The sequence below is a fragment of the Wujia sp. genome, assembly GCF_056872695.1.
Genome location: NZ_DBMFCD010000005.1, coordinates 177,313 through 194,750 on the forward strand (window position 1 = coordinate 177,313; position 17,438 = coordinate 194,750).

The 17,438-nt window shown below is 42.3% G+C and carries 14 protein-coding genes; all 14 read right to left on the reverse strand.

The genetic code is table 11. The features are described 5' to 3' along the window. Window positions 1-25: 25 nt before the first annotated feature. The 14 genes from ACZQK9_RS06860 to ACZQK9_RS06925 all read right to left on the reverse strand — a co-directional run bounded on the left by ACZQK9_RS06860 (window position 26) and on the right by ACZQK9_RS06925 (window position 17,377). The gene (locus tag ACZQK9_RS06860; RefSeq protein ID WP_483270086.1) at window positions 26-1,957 is read right to left on the reverse strand and encodes an ATP-binding protein; all 1,932 of its coding nucleotides are present in this window, start codon (window positions 1,955-1,957) and stop codon (window positions 26-28) included. A gap of 14 nt (window positions 1,958-1,971) precedes the next feature. Beyond that, window positions 1,972-2,154, reverse strand: a complete 183-nt coding sequence (locus ACZQK9_RS06865; RefSeq protein ID WP_483270087.1) for a hypothetical protein — start codon at window positions 2,152-2,154, stop codon at window positions 1,972-1,974. Window positions 2,155-2,275: 121 nt separating this feature from the next. Continuing rightward, window positions 2,276-3,577, reverse strand: a complete 1,302-nt coding sequence (locus ACZQK9_RS06870) for an ATP-binding protein (RefSeq protein WP_483270088.1) — start codon at window positions 3,575-3,577, stop codon at window positions 2,276-2,278. A gap of 720 nt (window positions 3,578-4,297) precedes the next feature. Then, the gene (locus ACZQK9_RS06875; RefSeq protein ID WP_483270089.1) at window positions 4,298-6,688 is read right to left on the reverse strand and encodes an ATP-binding protein; all 2,391 of its coding nucleotides are present in this window, start codon (window positions 6,686-6,688) and stop codon (window positions 4,298-4,300) included. Further along, window positions 6,673-7,305, reverse strand: a complete 633-nt coding sequence (locus ACZQK9_RS06880; protein ID WP_483270090.1) for a hypothetical protein — start codon at window positions 7,303-7,305, stop codon at window positions 6,673-6,675. The genes ACZQK9_RS06875 and ACZQK9_RS06880 overlap by 16 nt, the downstream gene beginning before the upstream one ends. A gap of 2 nt (window positions 7,306-7,307) precedes the next feature. Then, a complete protein-coding gene (locus ACZQK9_RS06885) occupies window positions 7,308-8,858 on the reverse strand; it encodes a hypothetical protein (RefSeq protein ID WP_483270091.1) in 1,551 nt (516 codons plus the stop codon). A gap of 236 nt (window positions 8,859-9,094) precedes the next feature. After that, entirely contained in the window at window positions 9,095-10,801 is a 1,707-nt protein-coding gene (gene rlmD / locus ACZQK9_RS06890; RefSeq protein WP_483270092.1) for a 23S rRNA (uracil(1939)-C(5))-methyltransferase RlmD, read from the reverse strand. Between the two features lie 15 nt (window positions 10,802-10,816). Further along, window positions 10,817-11,314 (reverse strand): YfcE family phosphodiesterase, encoded by a 498-nt coding sequence (locus tag ACZQK9_RS06895; protein ID WP_483270093.1) that lies wholly within the window; start codon window positions 11,312-11,314, stop codon window positions 10,817-10,819. 22 nt (window positions 11,315-11,336) lie between these two features. Next, window positions 11,337-11,927, reverse strand: coding sequence for an RdgB/HAM1 family non-canonical purine NTP pyrophosphatase (gene rdgB, locus ACZQK9_RS06900; RefSeq protein ID WP_483270094.1), 591 nt, complete (start codon window positions 11,925-11,927; stop codon window positions 11,337-11,339). Between the two features lie 561 nt (window positions 11,928-12,488). After that, window positions 12,489-14,198, reverse strand: a complete 1,710-nt coding sequence (locus ACZQK9_RS06905) for a lectin like domain-containing protein (protein ID WP_483270095.1) — start codon at window positions 14,196-14,198, stop codon at window positions 12,489-12,491. A gap of 16 nt (window positions 14,199-14,214) precedes the next feature. Further along, complete coding sequence (locus ACZQK9_RS06910) at window positions 14,215-15,378, reverse strand: THUMP domain-containing class I SAM-dependent RNA methyltransferase (protein WP_483270096.1); 1,164 nt, start codon at window positions 15,376-15,378, stop codon at window positions 14,215-14,217. A 139-nt stretch (window positions 15,379-15,517) separates the two neighbouring features. After that, window positions 15,518-15,829: a rhodanese-like domain-containing protein gene (locus ACZQK9_RS06915; RefSeq protein ID WP_118374535.1), complete on the reverse strand. Its 312-nt coding sequence runs from the start codon at window positions 15,827-15,829 to the stop codon at window positions 15,518-15,520. A 99-nt stretch (window positions 15,830-15,928) separates the two neighbouring features. Then, window positions 15,929-16,090, reverse strand: coding sequence for a hypothetical protein (locus ACZQK9_RS06920; protein WP_178017424.1), 162 nt, complete (start codon window positions 16,088-16,090; stop codon window positions 15,929-15,931). 387 nt (window positions 16,091-16,477) lie between these two features. After that, window positions 16,478-17,377, reverse strand: a complete 900-nt coding sequence (locus tag ACZQK9_RS06925) for a polysaccharide deacetylase family protein (RefSeq protein ID WP_483270097.1) — start codon at window positions 17,375-17,377, stop codon at window positions 16,478-16,480. Window positions 17,378-17,438: the final 61 nt, after the last annotated feature.

Here is a 17,438-nt window from a genome sequence, read left to right on the forward strand (position 1 = left end):
TCCGCATAACAGTTTTATTATTGTTCTAAGGTTTGACGTATTTTGCAATGGTAGCGGTTACTTCTTCCATGTCAAATGGTTTTGAAATATGTCCATTCATACCAGAATCCACGGAAGCCTTGACATCCTCCGCAAACGCATTTGCGGACAAGGCAATAATCGGAATCGAACTTGCGTCCGGTCGTTCCTTCTCCATGGCCCGGATCGTTTTCGCAGCCTGATGTCCGTCCATGTTCGGCATCATAATATCCATCAAAATAATATCATAAGTGCCTCGCGGATGATTTTTGAATCGTTCGACCGCTTCCTTTCCATCGGATGCCCGTGTCACAACCATGCCTGCATCCTCCAGCATCACCGTAGCAAGCTCGGCATTCAGATCATTATCCTCTGCCATAAGAACATTGACCCCTGTCAAATCACGATACACCGGTTCTTCTTGCTTTTGATGAATATCCTGCTCTGTCAACTCCAGCGGAATCTCCACTGTGAAAGTGGTTCCAATACCCTTTTTGCTTTCCACGTCAATTTTGCCACCCATCATGTGAACATATTCCTTTGTAATGGCCATTCCAAGTCCGGTACCTTTATATTGTGTTCTGGCACCGCTATCATCTTCTTGCGAAAATGGTTTAAATAGTTTTTTCTGAAACCCTTCACTCATCCCAATACCGTTATCTTTCACAATATAACGGACTATCATATGCTTGTCATCCTCTCCCGGATGACTGCTGATATCCAGGGTTATCATTCCACCATCCTTTGTGAATTTCACAGCATTACTGAGAAGATTCGTCAGAACTTCCCGAATACGTGCAGCATCTGCAAGAACATAGGGATTCTTTGGTCTATCACGGTATACTTCAAACTTCAAATCTCTGTTATAAAGAAGACCTTTCATGATTGCCAGAACATTATCTGTCAGTCCGGTAATATCCACCGGTTCAGGAGAAAACACTGCTTTTCCGCTCTCAATACGACTGAGATCAAGAACATCATTCAACAATGAAAGCAGATGATTTGAGCTTTCCCGTACCTTTTCCAGACTTCCATGAATATCTGCAACAACATTCTGGTGCAATGCAATATTGGTAAATCCAATGATGGCATTCATTGGCGTTCGGATATCATGGCTCATGTTAAGTAAAAATGTAGATTTTGCCTGGCTGGCAGCATCTGCTTTTTCCGCAGCCTCCAACAATAATTGCTTTTGCTTCCGTTCTTCTTCCTTACTTTTCTGGTATATAAAATAGGTGCTCAAACAGATCATCATCAACACCAATCCGACAATCGAGCCACAGATTGCAGAAATTTTTTTTGTTTTCACTACCATGCCATACGCAGACTGCATATCCATTTCCATACAGAATGCACCTACAATATCTCCCGTTCCATCCAGATTTGAACGTACCGGATAACAAGCCGTGAAAATCGGTCCCCAGGTTGTGTCCACAATATCTTGGGAGTACACGTTTTCTCCAGAGAGAGCCCTTTCAATATAGGGAATCATTTCATCCTCTATATAATCCCCAGGATGTCTTACATCCCCGGCATCTGGATCCAAGCCGTCCACTACATAGATCAGTTTTCCCTCTTCATCTCTCGTAGCAATGTAAATATATCTTGTAGAATTCAATGTCCGGATCTCATTGAGGTAGCAGGAAATATCCTTATAAAACTGTGTTTCTTCATCTGAACGATCCTTGATTTGTGAAAAATCTTCCCCTCCAATTTTTCCATCCACCAGTTTATGGACTGCATCTGCACTTGCTCGATCACGGGAGATTTCTGTTTCCAGTGCGGTCTTAGTATAGGCGCTTTGCAGAATAAATGTGTATGCTGCTATAGCCAGAATGATAGACAGTCCCATAATCACAAAGATCTTTCCTGATATTTTTTGTTTTACAAACCGTTTCTTTTTCTTCAAATGTATCTCTTCTTTTATTTTCTTCTCCATACAACTCCACCCTTTCAGAAATGCACACCTGAACATGGCTTTTCCAATATCTTCGTTATAATACTACGCGACATTTTCCGTTGCAACAGATTTTTTACATTTCTGCTTGCTGTCGATATACATTCATGATAACGATGGATATCATTAAACTTCTTCGTGGATGCCCACTCGTCAAGCATATATACAAGTTCATCCAATTTATTGCTCCTTCCGACAGCTATGTATTGGAAAAGGACAAAAAACACCGCCATGTTTCTTCAACATAGCGATGTCGTTTTTAACATTCATATTATTCAGTTGTTGTATCAATCAGCTTAATCAGACAAGCAGGCTGTTTGCATCCAGTAAAAATTCTTTCACACCCATCATCAAATAACCATTCTCATCATAACGAGGTTTCATACTCTTCTCGACAATAATAATCTTTTTGAAAGAATCCTTAGTGCGTTCAAATGACTTTGTTTCCTGCTCATACTTTTCTCTGTTTGGAATGGCATAAGCCGACTGAATATAATATTTCTTACTTCCCAGAGTAGCTATAAAATCAATCTCTCTCTGCACACGCACTTCTTTTCCGTCAGCATCTCTTTCCCTTGATTCCACAGTTCCAACATCTACCTGGTAACCTCGAAACCTTAATTCGTTGTAGATGATATTTTCCATAATATGCGTCTCTTCAATCTGCCTGAAAGCTAATCGTGCATTTCTAAGACCTATATCCTCAAAGTATATTTTATAAGGTGTACCAATATATTTTCTTCCCTTTACATTATATCTTTTTACACGGTTGAGGATAAAAGCCTCTTCCGCATAGCCAATATACTTATCAACCGTTGTATCGCATGTAGTCGTTCCGTGAACAGAATTCATTGTACTGGCTATTTTTCTAGGATTTGTTAATGTAGAAATTCCCGATGCAATTACATCCATTACCTCACCGAGCGCGCCATCATCCTGTACAGAATATCTAAGAATAATATCTCTAAGATATACATTCTTCATCTGTGAAATCAAATAGGTTGACTTCTGTTCCTCAGTTGTCATGAGTGCGACTGCCGGAAGCCCACCATACACAGAATAATCATCATAAGCATCACCTTTTTCGCCCTGCTTAAATGCATAATATTCCGAGAAGGATAAAGGCAGGACATGAACCTCATCTCCTCTACCTTCAAATTCTGTCAATATATCCTTTGATAAAAACTTGGAATTGCTACCCGTAACATAAATATCCACATTACTATTACGAAGGAACCCATTTAATACGGACTCAAATGCACCTAACTTCTGCACCTCATCTAACAAAAGATAATACATCCCATCCCCTTCTATCTGTGGCATTAACCAGTTAAGAAATTTGGAAGGATCTATTTTTCGGTCTTCTTTTTTGTTATCGAGAATAATAGGGTTTTCTCCTATTTTTACTAAATCCTGTGCTGTATCAAAAGCAAATTTAATAATATGATCTTCTGGTATATTTTCACTTTTCAAATGATTATAAAACAATGTATTTAACAGATACGATTTTCCACATCTTCGTATTCCGGTAATTACTTTAATAAATCCATTGTGTTTTCTAACAATAAGTCGCTCTAGGTATACATCTCTATTTATTTCCATCGCAACCTCCATTTAATATTTTTGCCGTATACGGTGCTTTTATTAATTATAGTATAACCGTCTCCAAAAATTTATGCAACCTTTTCATTTAATATTTTTGCCGTATGCGGCACTTTTATTAAATTAACTCTTTTTATAATCTTAAATATCATTCCTATTCTTGATATTCCCACTTCTCCCACATCCGAATGTCGGCGGTAACATCCCTAACATCCCGTAAACATACCATGTTAAAACACACATCCCCCACATTGCCCGGACATCAAATGTTGCGGTAAATCTTCCTATGTTATTTCCCACATCCCATGTTGTTTCTCACTCCTGCAAATCCCGTTCAGATACTGTTTCCGGCACATCTAAAAAATCAAGCACATAATTGTCAAGGAAAACATTTCCCGTTGCTCTTTTGGATCCTTCGATAGCAGGAGTCAATGGTTTCTGCGACAGCATATATCTTTCATAGTATCCGCTGTCAATCTGACGTTCCAATTCTCGTTTGCCAGATTTACCCTCATCAGATGTTATCTCCTTTTTACTTCCTTGGTAAAACTGTACATACTTCTCTATTCTCTGTATATGGTATATCAATCGCACCTATATACCACACGGGAAACACACCAGTCCTCTTCGCCTCTACCAAGTGTAATATTACAATTCTTTACAATTGGGAAACTGTACATAATCCAATTTATTATCCAATTTTGTTAAAGACTTTACCACCTACACTAAATCAGCTTCTAAAAGCTCACATAATTCAATCTCACGTCCACTTAACTTATACTTCAGCAAATTACTAATACGGTCATCACAGGTAATGAAAAATAACTGCTCCATAGTCGCTTTCGATGACATCTGATACTTAAGTAAATCCATGAACACAAGCATATTTACATCATCCATGCATGCAGTCAGATCATCGATAAAATATACCTTCATCTTTTCACGGTCATTTCTTGCATTGATGCCTGCAAAAAAATGAGCCAGCATAAAGACACTAATCTGACCATTACTTAAAATATTAACGATGTTCTTGCCTTTATCATCAACCAACGAGATACCCTCATTCTCCTGAACAATGTTAATTCCATAACTTGAATTAATTCTTGTCAGCTTATTATAGAACTTGCCAAGAGTTGGACCTACCTTTTCGTACTCATCTTTCGAAAGTTTCTCTACAATATCCCTAATGTCTTTTGCTCTCTGAGATGCAATATCTTTCAGCTTCTGAAGTTCTTCGATTTCCGCATCAAGGTTCTGATTCTTCTTATTAGCCTCCTCTAGCTTCTGATTCAGGTCAGATAAAGTCTGATTTGCAAGAATACTATCAATAGAATTGAGCTTTGACACAAGCACATCATAAGAAAAATTCCAAACCTCATAGGATCTGGTAACGAGATTTTTCACCTTTGCATATGTCTGCTGCACCGTCTCATTTTCAAACTCGTAACCTAAAACCGTCAGAATCTGCTGATAAGCATCTCTAATCTCCTGCTCTTTGGATTCTTCTAAAAGTGCACCCTCTACAGCAGCCAATAATTCCCCTACCTTTTCTGAACTCAATTCTTCTACATTGATCTCTTTTCTGGTTTTCTGTAATTTCTTGACCTCATCAAAATATGGCTGTATCTCATCCTTCAGGACTTTTAGATCGCCAATCTCAGTCGCTAATGTTTCCTTTTCTTTATCCACTACAGTTTTTGCGCGATTAATAATTTTCTGATAAAGAGCATCAATCTCTGCCTGTAACGAGGTCTTTTCTACTTCTTTTACACTAACAGTTTCTCCGTTCTGCCTGATATAATCATCGGCTTCCTTAAGAATCAATTTCTCCTCCATAGTAGCAAATGACTCCGAACCACAAACAGGACATCGAACAGCACCATTCTCTTTGAAAGCAGTATCTCTATGTTCAATCACCACTTGTTTATTTGCCGAAAGAGAAGATAGTAGCTTCAGCATCTTATTATTCTTGCTAAGTAACTCAATCTCGTCAGAAAGTTCCTTCACTTTTTTCTCTTTCTCATTAATTGCCTTCTTATCCGCATCAAAATCTGACTGCGTAAAACCTTCATTATCTAAAGCAATCACTGATTCACCATCCTGAAGAATCGTATCCTTCGAAAGAGACAAACTCTTCAATTTTCTAAATTTTATTTCAAGAGTTGTAATTGCATCTGTATTCTTCGAAAATCCAGCTTTCACTGCACGACTAATAGACTCTCCTTTCGTTTCCCAATAAGAAGCAATCTCTTTGATAACAGACTGCTGGCTCTTTAAAGCCTCATTTTCTACAAGTTTAGAAATTACTTCTTTTGCCACCTGATAACCACAGTTTTCCACTTCCGCTTTTTGCTCAGTTAACTCCTCCTTATTCAGACTAGCAATCTCCGTCGTCTCATCTAGATAAAAAATAATCTCAGGATATGAAATTTGCTTCGCATCCTTACGAGCTTTCGCTAACTGCTCTTCATGGGTCTTAATCACTTCCTGCGATACCTTCTGTTTTGACTTATCCTCAATATAGCGGTCCACATCCACAGCAAAAATATCTAGATTCTCCGCAATCTGTTTCTGCTCATCATAGTTTGTAATAAACTCACCAAAGAAATCCTTCATATCCTTTCTCTTTTTGCTTTGCACATTAAATGACTTCTGAACATCACAAAAATGAAAATTATAGAAACTATCTCCTACGTATTCTCGAATAAATTGTTTCGCTATTTCTTCATTTTCATCAATTGTAACCTTAGATACCCTTGGATTTAATTCATCGCTTGTCTGCTCTCTGCAAAGAATTGTCTCCTTTTCTCCGTCAACTAACCAAAGAACTACCCTAACTCTCTCCCTTGTTCCAGCATCTCGGTTCTTTAGAATGCCATCGGTATTGATCTTACGATCAGCATCATTGGTACTCCTGGTATCAAAAGCAGTTTTTAATCTTCCAATATTGCCTGTCAAACACCACTCAATAGCATCAATAGTTGTTGTCTTACCAACTCCATTTGCAGCAGAAAGAAGCACAACCGATTTACCATCAAAATCAATTGTTTTATCGCGAAATCCTCTGAAATTTACCATTCTAATCTTGCGAATAATCATCTTTCCAGCCACTCCTTAATCTTCTCATAATCCTGTACCTCAAAAGACTTATCTAGTACGCCTTCTTTTTCTTTTCTGTTCACTTTTTTCCGTTTCTTTTCCAGCAGTTCCAAAAGATCCTCATTCTCCGGAAGTAACTGACTCAGTTGTTTCATCCGCTCCTCATCTGGTGCAAATGCATCTACTGGAATCATATGGAATGGTAATTCAATAACCTCATCATCATCAATTACAATCTGCTCCTTATCTGCCATATCGCCCTTAATGATGATTTTTCTTGATATCAACAAATTGCCTTCTCTGCTCTTATCTGGAGTATCTTCGGAATAAACAATCAACTGCACAATATTATACTTTAATTTATGAAGCGCTTTTGATTTTCCATTAATAATCGTAAACACACGAATTCGATCATCCCAACAATCGCATAATGAATCAATCTCCTCCAAGTCTCCATCCAGAAGAAAAAACAATTCATCTCTCTGCTCGCTAATGAAAATACTTAATAACTCTTCCGGCTTATGATTTAACTCAAAAAAATCCTCTAGATCAATCTCATATTCAGAAGCGGTATCACCAACGAGAATATCCTTATAGCCACTTTTCTTAAACTCTTCCTGTAATATCATAACTATTCTCCCTCTTTGACACATTGCACAGAAAAGATGCAATGACTGCAAACATCCGTTTTGTCCCACTCACCCTCTCCAATTCCAATACAATCCATACATTCAATATAAAAACTATCTTCTCCAAGATCCACAACCGTAGGATTCTCATTTACGTTTGCCGTACTGTATTTATAATAGTTTTTACCTCGCATAAGTTTGCTATCCGCAAAGAACCATTTTCCAGGTCTTTGTGACATATTCACCATGCGTGCCACAATCCTTCGTTTTACACCATTAAAATCTCCCCCTGCCCTAGGAAGAATCACAGTACGATTTATGCATTTATCTTCAGGAAAATTTAGACAAATATATTCAGTTACCCTCGGAACCATGTAATAAAATGGATTTAGCAATTCCGAATGAGCAGAAATCTCCGTCACTTCATGCACCTTTTCCTGACAAATGTTTAGCATAATCTTCCACAAATAACTCAAAAAATTAAGAAAGTCCCTTTTACACTCGGCCATACAGCGCAATCTATCATCTACAATCGCTCCCTTATAGCCTGCAATCTTGCCAGCTTCTTCGACGCTTAATGTGTTCAATAATTGATACTGACCATCCACAGTCTTACTCATTTCATTTATCCATCGGATTGTATTCTGGTAAATCAAGTTCAACATATGAGTCTGTAGATCTGAAAGATCATTGTGATTAATAACCTCACCATACTCCTCACAAACAATGCTCACCAGATAACTTGCGATTGTCTGTTCCGTCCTCGTCTTGGTAGATTCCGCCATATATTGATCAAATTCTTTTTTATCTACCTTCATCTGATCAAAACAGGGATTAACTAACATGTAACGCCGCTGCATATACGAAATCGCAAGCCCCAGCAGAATCAACTTCCAACACTCATCGTTCCCATCCTTATCAGGATTCGGATAAGCTTTAGCTAAAGCTTCCATCAATTCCTCTTTATACTGATTGATATTCGATTTGTGGAAGATATCACACTTTGTAACAAACTCTTTCAGAGATTTCTCCGAGGCCATCGTTGCAAAAAGTTTTTCCTTCTGTACAGCCTTTTTATTCGATATATAAACATTTTTTCTTAGCCAGGTTTCCGAATCCACAGTATCTGGATAAGTCACTGACTTTGGAAGTTCATTTCCAAGGCCAATATACCTTTTCATCTCATCAAGCGTTGGTTTTTCAACCTTTGTCTCTCTATGAATATAAAGACTCGGGATTGATGTCAAGGTACTATGAAGCATCTGAAGACGGAGATACTGATAATAAAGATCTGTCGAAATCTCTTTCATATTCGGATTTGTGTTCGGATAATACTTCACTTGAATAAACTCAAATGTACCATTCTCGAAAAAAACATCTACATCCTCCAGATATTCTGAGCAGACATACTCGACTTGATTTTTAAGGAGACACATAATGGTAACATAATCCTGAAACAAAAATCCTCTAATCTTACTCGTGGCATCTCTGTCCTTATCACCATCATACATGACTGATAATTTATCTAATTCCATTTTTGTAAACACACTCACGAATCGTTCCCCCTTCTCCTCAAATCCAAAGTCATTAAGCATATTCTTTGATATGTAAACAAAGTCATCTGTTATCAAAATACTGCCGCTATAAAATGAAAATTATGCCAAGCATATTTTATAAAATCACAGTATAAAAGTAGCATAAAGCACTTCTTTGACATAGAATAAAAACATATTTATATACCTTTCATCTCATATGAAACAAGTCCATAGCAGACAATCTAAATGTTTTCCTATATCATCTGATAATATTTTAATGCTTCCACGATCGCATCCTCTTTCTCCTTTGGACACTGTGGCTGCTTCGCATTCCCTGATTTAGGCAAATTATAATTCTCTCGCTCTATAATTCCGCATTTAGCCTTCACCTGGGCGATATTCAATGAAGAAACCTTCATCCCGTCATTATGATCAGCCACATATTTCTTAATTTCCTCATACGTAGCCTTACTCTCCGCAGATGTAATGTCCATCTCATCCATATCAACAGTTACATTCACATAATGCTTCGCTTCATGTAGTTTGGACAAAAGGCATACCGTCTCCACATGTCCTGTTCTCGGAAACTGGTCGACACAGCACACCTTATCCACATGGTATCCGCGGTGAATAATCGTCTCCAAGTCGCGTGCCAGCGAGGTCGGCTTGCAACTGATATAGACGATCTCATCCACACCAAATGCAAGGATTTTCTCCAGTGCTTTCGGATGAATCCCGTCCCGTGGCGGATCGACAATGATCAGATCCGGTTTCTCATCTACAAGGTCGATTGCCTTTAACACGTCCCCGGCGATGAATTCGCAGTTAGAAAGTCCATTTGCTTTCGCATTTTCTTTCGCTGCCTCGACCGCTTCCTCCACGATTTCGATTCCGATCACTTTCTTCGAAACCGCTGCCATCATCTGTGCGATCGTACCGGTTCCGCTATACAGATCGAACACGGTCTTGTCGCCATCGAGCTTCACGCTGCCCCGCATGATATAATCGCGCGCCTTTTCATATAGCACCTCGCAGCCACCTGTGTTTGTCTGGAAGAATGAAAACGGCGAGATCTTGAATTTCAGTCCAAGTATTTCCTCTTCGATGTAATCCTGTCCATACAGAAGCTCCATCCGATCACTCTGCACGACATCGCCCAAAGCATCATTTTCCGTGTACAAAATACCTGCAATACTTCCCGTAAATGCATCGGACTTCTCTAATTCCAACAGCATTTCCACGAACTCCTGAAGCAACTGTTTTACATCAAATCCATATGTGTCCCACTGTGTCGATGTTACCAGATTGATCAGGAACTGCCCATTTGCACGCGACTGGCGCACAACCAGATTCCGCAGGATTCCCTCGTGGCGCATCCGGTGAAAGAACGGCACATTTCGCCCGGAGAAAAACGCGAGTGTCGCCGTGAGTATGCGGCTCCAGTCTGCGCCAATGATCTCACATCCATCGACTGTCAGGATATCATAGAAGCTTCCCTTCTGATGTAATCCAAGTGCTAATGGACCATCCTTGTAGGCGTCACCAAACGTGAATTCCATTTTGTTCCGGTACGCAGTCTGGCTCGGCGAACCAAGGATTCCTTCCCATTCATAATCCTTCGAATTGGAATCCTCCGCCAGAAGCACGCGGTCAAGTAATGCTTTCACCATGTCCGCTTTCAGCTTCAGCTGATTGTCATACGACATCGTCTGGTAGGCGCATCCACCACACGCACCAAAATAAGGGCAGGTCGGCTCTACATCCTCCAGCGGACTCCGCTCTAAGACTTCCAGCACCTTTCCCTCTGCCATACCGCTTTTCTTCTTTGTTACCATATATTTCACTTTCTGTCCCGGCAGGGCACCCTTGATTGTCACCTTGCGCTCATCCACCTGAAAGCTTCCTTTGTTTGGGAAATCATAACGCTCGATGATTCCCTCGCATACATCACCTTTTTTCACTCGACTGTCTCCTCATCATTCGACATACCTTAATTCGTATGTCACTTCATCTTCATCGTCAATTTCCATCACCATATATGTGTAACGGTAATCTGCCTGCCGCGGCTTCGAAATGCTGCCCGGATTCAAAATCGTAATATCGTCTGGATCTTCCTCCAGATATGGCACATGCGTGTGTCCATACATCGCGATATCGCAATCATTCTCCAATGCCGCAAACCGCAGCAGATCCAGCCGCATGTCCACCTGATACAGATGCCCGTGCGTTGCGAAGATACGATGTCCGCCAGCTTCGATCACATTTGCATTCAGAAGCTTCGCATCATAATCGGTATTTCCACGCACGATGTAGCATGGCACACCAGCCAGCGACTCAAGCTCCCGTGCATCCCCGACATCGCCCAGATGAATCAACATCTGGAATTCGCCGATTTCTTCCCGCACCTGCGCGATTGCAAGCTCCACGTTCTCATTTCGCCCATGCGAATCACTCATTATCAAAATCCGCAGCATAATTTCCTCCTTCGAGCCCTAACTACAGTACCTCGCGAATCTTTTCCAAGGCACGTCCACGATGACTGATCTTGTTCTTATCTTCCGGTGCCAGCTCCGCGGTTGTCTTCCCATACTCCGGCAGGAAGAAGATTGGGTCATAACCAAATCCATGTTCCCCGGCAGGCTGATACGCGATCATACCCTCGATCACGCCCCGGCGTGTCGTCACCGTACCATCCGGAAATGCAGCTGCAATCGCGCAGACAAACCGTGCTGTACGCTCCTCTTCCTTCGCATCTGCCAGCGCATCGATGATCATCTGATTCTTGATACTGTATGGTGTATCCTCGCCCTGCCATCTTGCCGAGTAAATACCCGGCGCACCATCCATGTAGTCTACCTCCAGCCCACTGTCATCTGCCAGGACCACACATCCTTCTGCTTCCTTTGTCTTGCTAATCGCCGTTGCTTTGATGATCGCATTCTCCTCAAATGTCTTGCCGTCCTCCACGATATCTATATCTATGCCTGCTTCCTTCATAGACACAATCTCGTACCCACAATTCGCCAGAATCATGCGCACCTCCACCATCTTATTCGCATTACCAGTTGCAAAAATAATCTTCTTCATCTGCCTGTATCTCCTTTTTCTTATTTTTCTTCTATTATTTATCTCTGATTGGAGCTAATCGTCATTTCCTGCTCGCTTTGCTCCAACTTCATTTTTCCAACTACTTTCCTGTTTGGAGCAAACATCCTTATCCTGCTCGCTTTACTCCTACTCCTTTTTTCCAACTACTTTCCTGTTTGGAGCAAACATCCTTATCCTGCTCGCTTTACTCCTACTTCATTTCACCAAGCACACCTTGAAGGTCACGAACACCAAAGCCTGCAGCCAGCATTCATGCAAACCGCAAAAATATGTAGATGCATGTATCTTCCAATCTGTACATGAACTATATGATATGTTTGGAACTTAGAAGTCGTTAGTGTTCTGTACTTCATCAGCAATGCCTGAACACGATGTTCAGGCAAGCTGCCACTGAGCCACGGATGGCGAATTGGCAGCGATTGCGTGTGTCTTCGATAACGCAAATCAGAACACTTACTACTTCTTAGTTTCAATACATTATATAGGAATGTACCGATTGGAAGATACTTGCATCAAACACTATAGCGGCGGTTTGCATAATCACTGCACCCTCTTGTTCGTAAACGCCTTCAAGCACACATTGCATTTCTCACTCGTCTCCGCCCGGTGCCACATCTCTCCATACAAACTGATGTAGCCCTCGCCGTCACTGATATCAAAGCTTGCCGTCCGCTCATCCGCATTGTACTCAATCGCGATCGGATGCACCGCGCCCGGCGTCTTGATCTTCACCACAACCGCATAACGCTCATTGTCATCGAGTTCGATTTCCTCCGGGAAATCCACCGTGTAATACCCGGCATGCTGCATGCTGCCGGACGTCACAAACTCCCGGTTCTTAAACGAGTCCACACCATCAAAATGCCGCACGACACACACTTCAAACTCCGTATCCTTATCCGTCGCATAGAAAGAAACGGCTGCCAGATTCTCATTTTTTCCTGCCTCGTAGACATTGGAAAAATACGCATCCTCCTTGGAGAAACCAAGCTGTCCAACCCAGCCAAGCTTATCCGTCTGGTAGATCTTATCATAATTATCCTTATCTCCAATCCGCGTGTAAACAACCGATTTCCGGCAGATCTTCGTATCATAATAGGATACATAGAAATATCCATCATCGCCGAATTCCTCGCCCCAGCTGTTCTTGCAGATAAAGGCACCGTCGCCCTCCGGCTGGATCGTGAAATTCTCTTTCGGGAAATTATCATCCCAGCCAACGACAACGACATCATGGTTCGGCGTCTCATCACCATCATAATAATACGCCGCATACTCACTCGAATAATACATGGAATAACTGTCCACATATTCCAGCGCCGAATAAATCGATGTCTCGATCGCGCCATACCGGAAAATCGCACTCTTGATCGTCTCGTCCTCACGTCCGTTGATGATCAGAGCCTCCTCCAGATGCTTCTCCGCGGTAAGATTCGGATCACTCATGCCATCGCCATACGGATCATCCTTCTCCAGTACCGGTCCCTGCCAAGCCGCCAGATACGCGATACTCATCGTATGCTCGCCGCCACTGTTCACATCCAGTGCATAACTGTTACACATCGACATGTGATCGACTGAGAAAATATCCTCTTCCATCGGAAGCAGCGTCGTCTCCAGCGCACCAAGCGATGCAAATGCCCAGCACGTACCATATCGTCCCTGATCACGCACCGGTGACACGCGCCCATAATCACGCATATCGTATTTCTCCGGCAATGGCGTCTCATCCGGCAGCCGCGCCAGATCGACCCATTTCTGATCGACATAATAATCAACCTCGTAGTTCAAATATTCTGCGATTTTGTCAATTGGCACCATCAGCTTGTCCTCTGCCTCATTCACATAGACCGCATCTCCCAGCTTTACCTCCGTCTTCTTGTTAACGGTCGCCTTGTCCGAACCCACGGCAAGTGAAATGCTGTTGTCACCCTTCATGATCAGGACATTACCATCCGGATATCGCTGTACCGAGCACAAAAGCAGACTGCGCAGAAACTCACCTTCCACCATCAGATGCATGTTGTCACTCACATAAAATGTATAGCCAAACTCCTCCGTGCTTCCGCCACCAACCGTGATAATCACGTCATCTCCGTTCATGCGGGAACGGATATTTGCCGCAAATGCATCACTGCATGTCGCGAGCGCATCCGACTCATCAATTGTCTTGACAGGATTCCTTCCTAAAAAAAATGTAATTGTCACCAGCGCTGCAACCAGCACCGGAAATATCCAATATCGTTTCAACCCTTAACGCCCTTTTCTATTGTTCTTTCGGCTCCTTATTCTTAGGTGGCTTCGGTCCCATAAACTGATAGAAATAGGACTTGAGCATGCCATTGTAGATCTTACGGTTCCTGTCTGCCTTTCTTCCGATATATTTCTCCGCATCCTCATACGAAGTAATCAGGTACATCGACCAGTCCGGAAGGTTCGCGAAGCTCTCCCCGATTGTCTTATAGAGTGCCGGTAATGCTTCCTTTTCCTCCAACCGTTCACCATATGGCGGATTCGTGATGATAAAACCATAATGCTTCGGATGACGCAGATCCTTCACATCACGTGCCTGAAAATGGATATAATCTCCGACTCCGGCTGCCTTCGCATTTGCCATCGCACATTTCACAATCTCCGGGTCTAAATCATAACCCTGTATATTCATCTGCACATCGCGGCGGATCATATCCTCCGCTTCATCATACGCGTTGTACCACACCTTCTTCGGCACGACCTTGCCCCAGCAATCGGCAGTGAACTCCCGCATCATGCCCGGTGCGATATTGGCACCGATCATCGCCGCCTCAATCGGAAATGTACCGCTGCCACAGAATGGATCGACCAGCACACGATCTTTGTTCCACGGTGTCAGCATCAAAAGCGCTGCCGCCAATGTCTCTGAAATCGGTGCCTTTCCGACAAGTGTACGATATCCACGCTTATGCAGTGAGGTACCAGATGTATCCAGACCGATCGACACCCGATCCTTGAAGATAAACACGCGGATCGGATACTCGTCCCCATCTTCCTCAAACCGCTCCACGCGATATGTCTGCTTCATGCGCTCCACGATTGCCTTCTTCACGATAGACTGGATCGCACTTGCAGAAAAAAGCGCACTCTTATTCGTTGTCGCCTTCGTCACCCAGAACTTTGCATCCCGCGGAAGAAACTCCTCCCACGGAATTGCCTTTGTCCCTTCAAACAGTTCGTCAAAATCCGTAGCCCGGAAGCTACCCATCTTAAGCAGGATTCGCTCTGCTGTCCGGATAAATATATTCGCACGGGCAATCGCGGTCACGTCCCCACGGAATGTGATTCTTCCATCCTCCACGGTCACGATCTCATAGCCCAAATCTAATATCTCACGCTTTAGCACCGACTCCAAACCAAAATGGCACGGTGCAATCAATTCATACATATTTTCCATGCTTGTATTTTTGCCCTTTCTTCCCCTGTTCCGATTTTTGAACATACTTAGTTGTATTGTAAATTTATCTTTGTACGAAGTCAACAAAATCGAACAATTTATTCTTACATTTTGCACATGTAAATTTTACCAAATCCTGCTAATGCCGGGTTTTGGTCAGTGCCCCACGATATCCGGAGATTCCGCCCACCGTGTTGATGACCTTATACCCCTTCTCTGTCAATATCTTTGCAGCCAGCGTGCTGCCTCCCCCGTTTGCGCAATAAACCAATATCACCTTCCCCTTCGGAAGAGAAATATTGCCTGCCTGTATTTCTTCCAGAGGCAGATTTATCGCCATCGGAATGTGACTTTTCGCAAATTCTTCGCTCGTTCGAACGTCAACGATGATTCCTCCATAGTTAAGAGCCTCACTCAGGATGTTCCGAATATTAATATTATGAAATCGCATCGCTCCGCCTCCTTTCTTCTTACTAATAGGATATGCGAAGCGTGGGGATTTGTGTCTACATAAAAAGAGGACCGCTGTGCGGTCCTCTCGGAGGGGGTTTTAGTAACAGTCTGTACTGTTACTTGAATTATTTTTCTGGCTGTTCTTCTGACTATTCTTCATCTTGCTGTTGGAAGCAGTTTCCTTATTGGACTGATTGCTTCCTGTATAATTTGTCTGCTTGTTCTTCTGCTCGTCTGACTGATAATTCTTTCCTGCCATAACTAATCTCCTTTTTGTTCGCAAGTTCCCCTGCTCTTGTAATTTGTTACATAGAGAAGTATACCCAGTCCACAGAATTTCATTCAGCCAAAATCAAAAAATTCACAAACACAAAGCAAGCACAGTTTCATGAATTGCAATCCCTATCACAAACACAGGATTGCATCTACGCAAACGTAAATCGGGTTGTGGATAATATTGATTTAATCGCAGACCATTGGAGCACATCAGCACTTAACGAACAGTGTGACAATTCAAAGAATTGGTACACCGTGAGTTTAGTGCCTGCTATGTGTGGAAGTGAGCGAGAGCGCGTCTGCGTGAAATCAGATATTATCCACAACCCGAACTACCTCTACATACATGCAATCCGTACGTTTTGACAATTTATTGCAATTCATTCAAACTTGCAAACCGATACCCCTCTGCCTTCAGGTTTGCAATCACCTTTTCCAGCGCCCCAGCATTCGATGACGATACGTTGTGCATCAGAATGATTGCCCCGCTGTGATGATATTTATTGAAATGGTCGATCACGAAATCAACACCCGGCTGGTTATTCACATCGAAATCCATATATGCCATGCTCCAAAAAATAGTTTTGAAACCAAGGTCCTGGGTGATTGCCAGTGTCCGTGCGCTATACTCACCGCATGGCGGCCTTAGGTACGGGTCCATCGCATATCCCGTTGCCTCTTTCATATAATCCGCGCATCCATTGACCTCCTGCACAATCTCCTCATAGGACTTATCTGGCATGCATATATGATAGATGGTATGATTTCCCACCTGATGTCCTTCCTCCTTCATTCGTTTCACGAGATCCACATTATCCCGTATGTACGTCTGTGTCACGAAAAAGCACGCAGGAACATCTTCCTTTTTCAAAATGTCCAGCATCTGCTCTGTATATCCATTCTCATACCCACAGTCAAACGTCAGATAGACGACTTTTTCATTCTTTTCTGAAGCATTCTGATCCAAATAATACGCGTCGTATTCGGATATATCGATCGTATCATCACACCCGCTTGGTCCATGGTTCATATCCCGTCGGAACCACCAGGAAAGCTTCGTGTTATTATAATTTTGATATGCTTCTTTTTCCTTCAGATGATTTTCAATCGGGTATGTCTGATACCGGCAGAAAACCTTCCTGCACTTGTCAAACATACTTTGTATCGGCTTCGATTCACTTCCATCTATTTCCGCTGTAGAAGCTCCATATGTAACAACGCAAAAACTGCCAACTACCAGGCAAATCAGAATCCCTGCAAGGCAAACCACTCCTTTCCACCTGCAGCCTAAAACACCAACACACCTTGAATCATTTTCTGTTTCATTTCCT

Bases quoted from the DNA above. Each gene is read 5' to 3' on its own strand.
- ACZQK9_RS06860 (WP_483270086.1), bottom strand. From the start codon at position 1,957: ATGGAGAAGAAAATAAAAGAAGAGATACATTTGAAGAAAAAGAAACGG.
- ACZQK9_RS06895 (WP_483270093.1), bottom strand. From the start codon at position 11,314: ATGCTGCGGATTTTGATAATGAGTGATTCGCATGGGCGAAATGAGAAC.
- ACZQK9_RS06880 (WP_483270090.1), bottom strand. From the start codon at position 7,305: ATGATATTACAGGAAGAGTTTAAGAAAAGTGGCTATAAGGATATTCTC.
- ACZQK9_RS06915 (WP_118374535.1), bottom strand. From the start codon at position 15,829: ATGCGATTTCATAATATTAATATTCGGAACATCCTGAGTGAGGCTCTT.
- ACZQK9_RS06920 (WP_178017424.1), bottom strand. From the start codon at position 16,090: ATGGCAGGAAAGAATTATCAGTCAGACGAGCAGAAGAACAAGCAGACA.
- ACZQK9_RS06910 (WP_483270096.1), bottom strand. From the start codon at position 15,378: ATGGAAAATATGTATGAATTGATTGCACCGTGCCATTTTGGTTTGGAG.
- ACZQK9_RS06870 (WP_483270088.1), bottom strand. From the start codon at position 3,577: ATGGAAATAAATAGAGATGTATACCTAGAGCGACTTATTGTTAGAAAA.
- rdgB (WP_483270094.1), bottom strand. From the start codon at position 11,927: ATGAAGAAGATTATTTTTGCAACTGGTAATGCGAATAAGATGGTGGAG.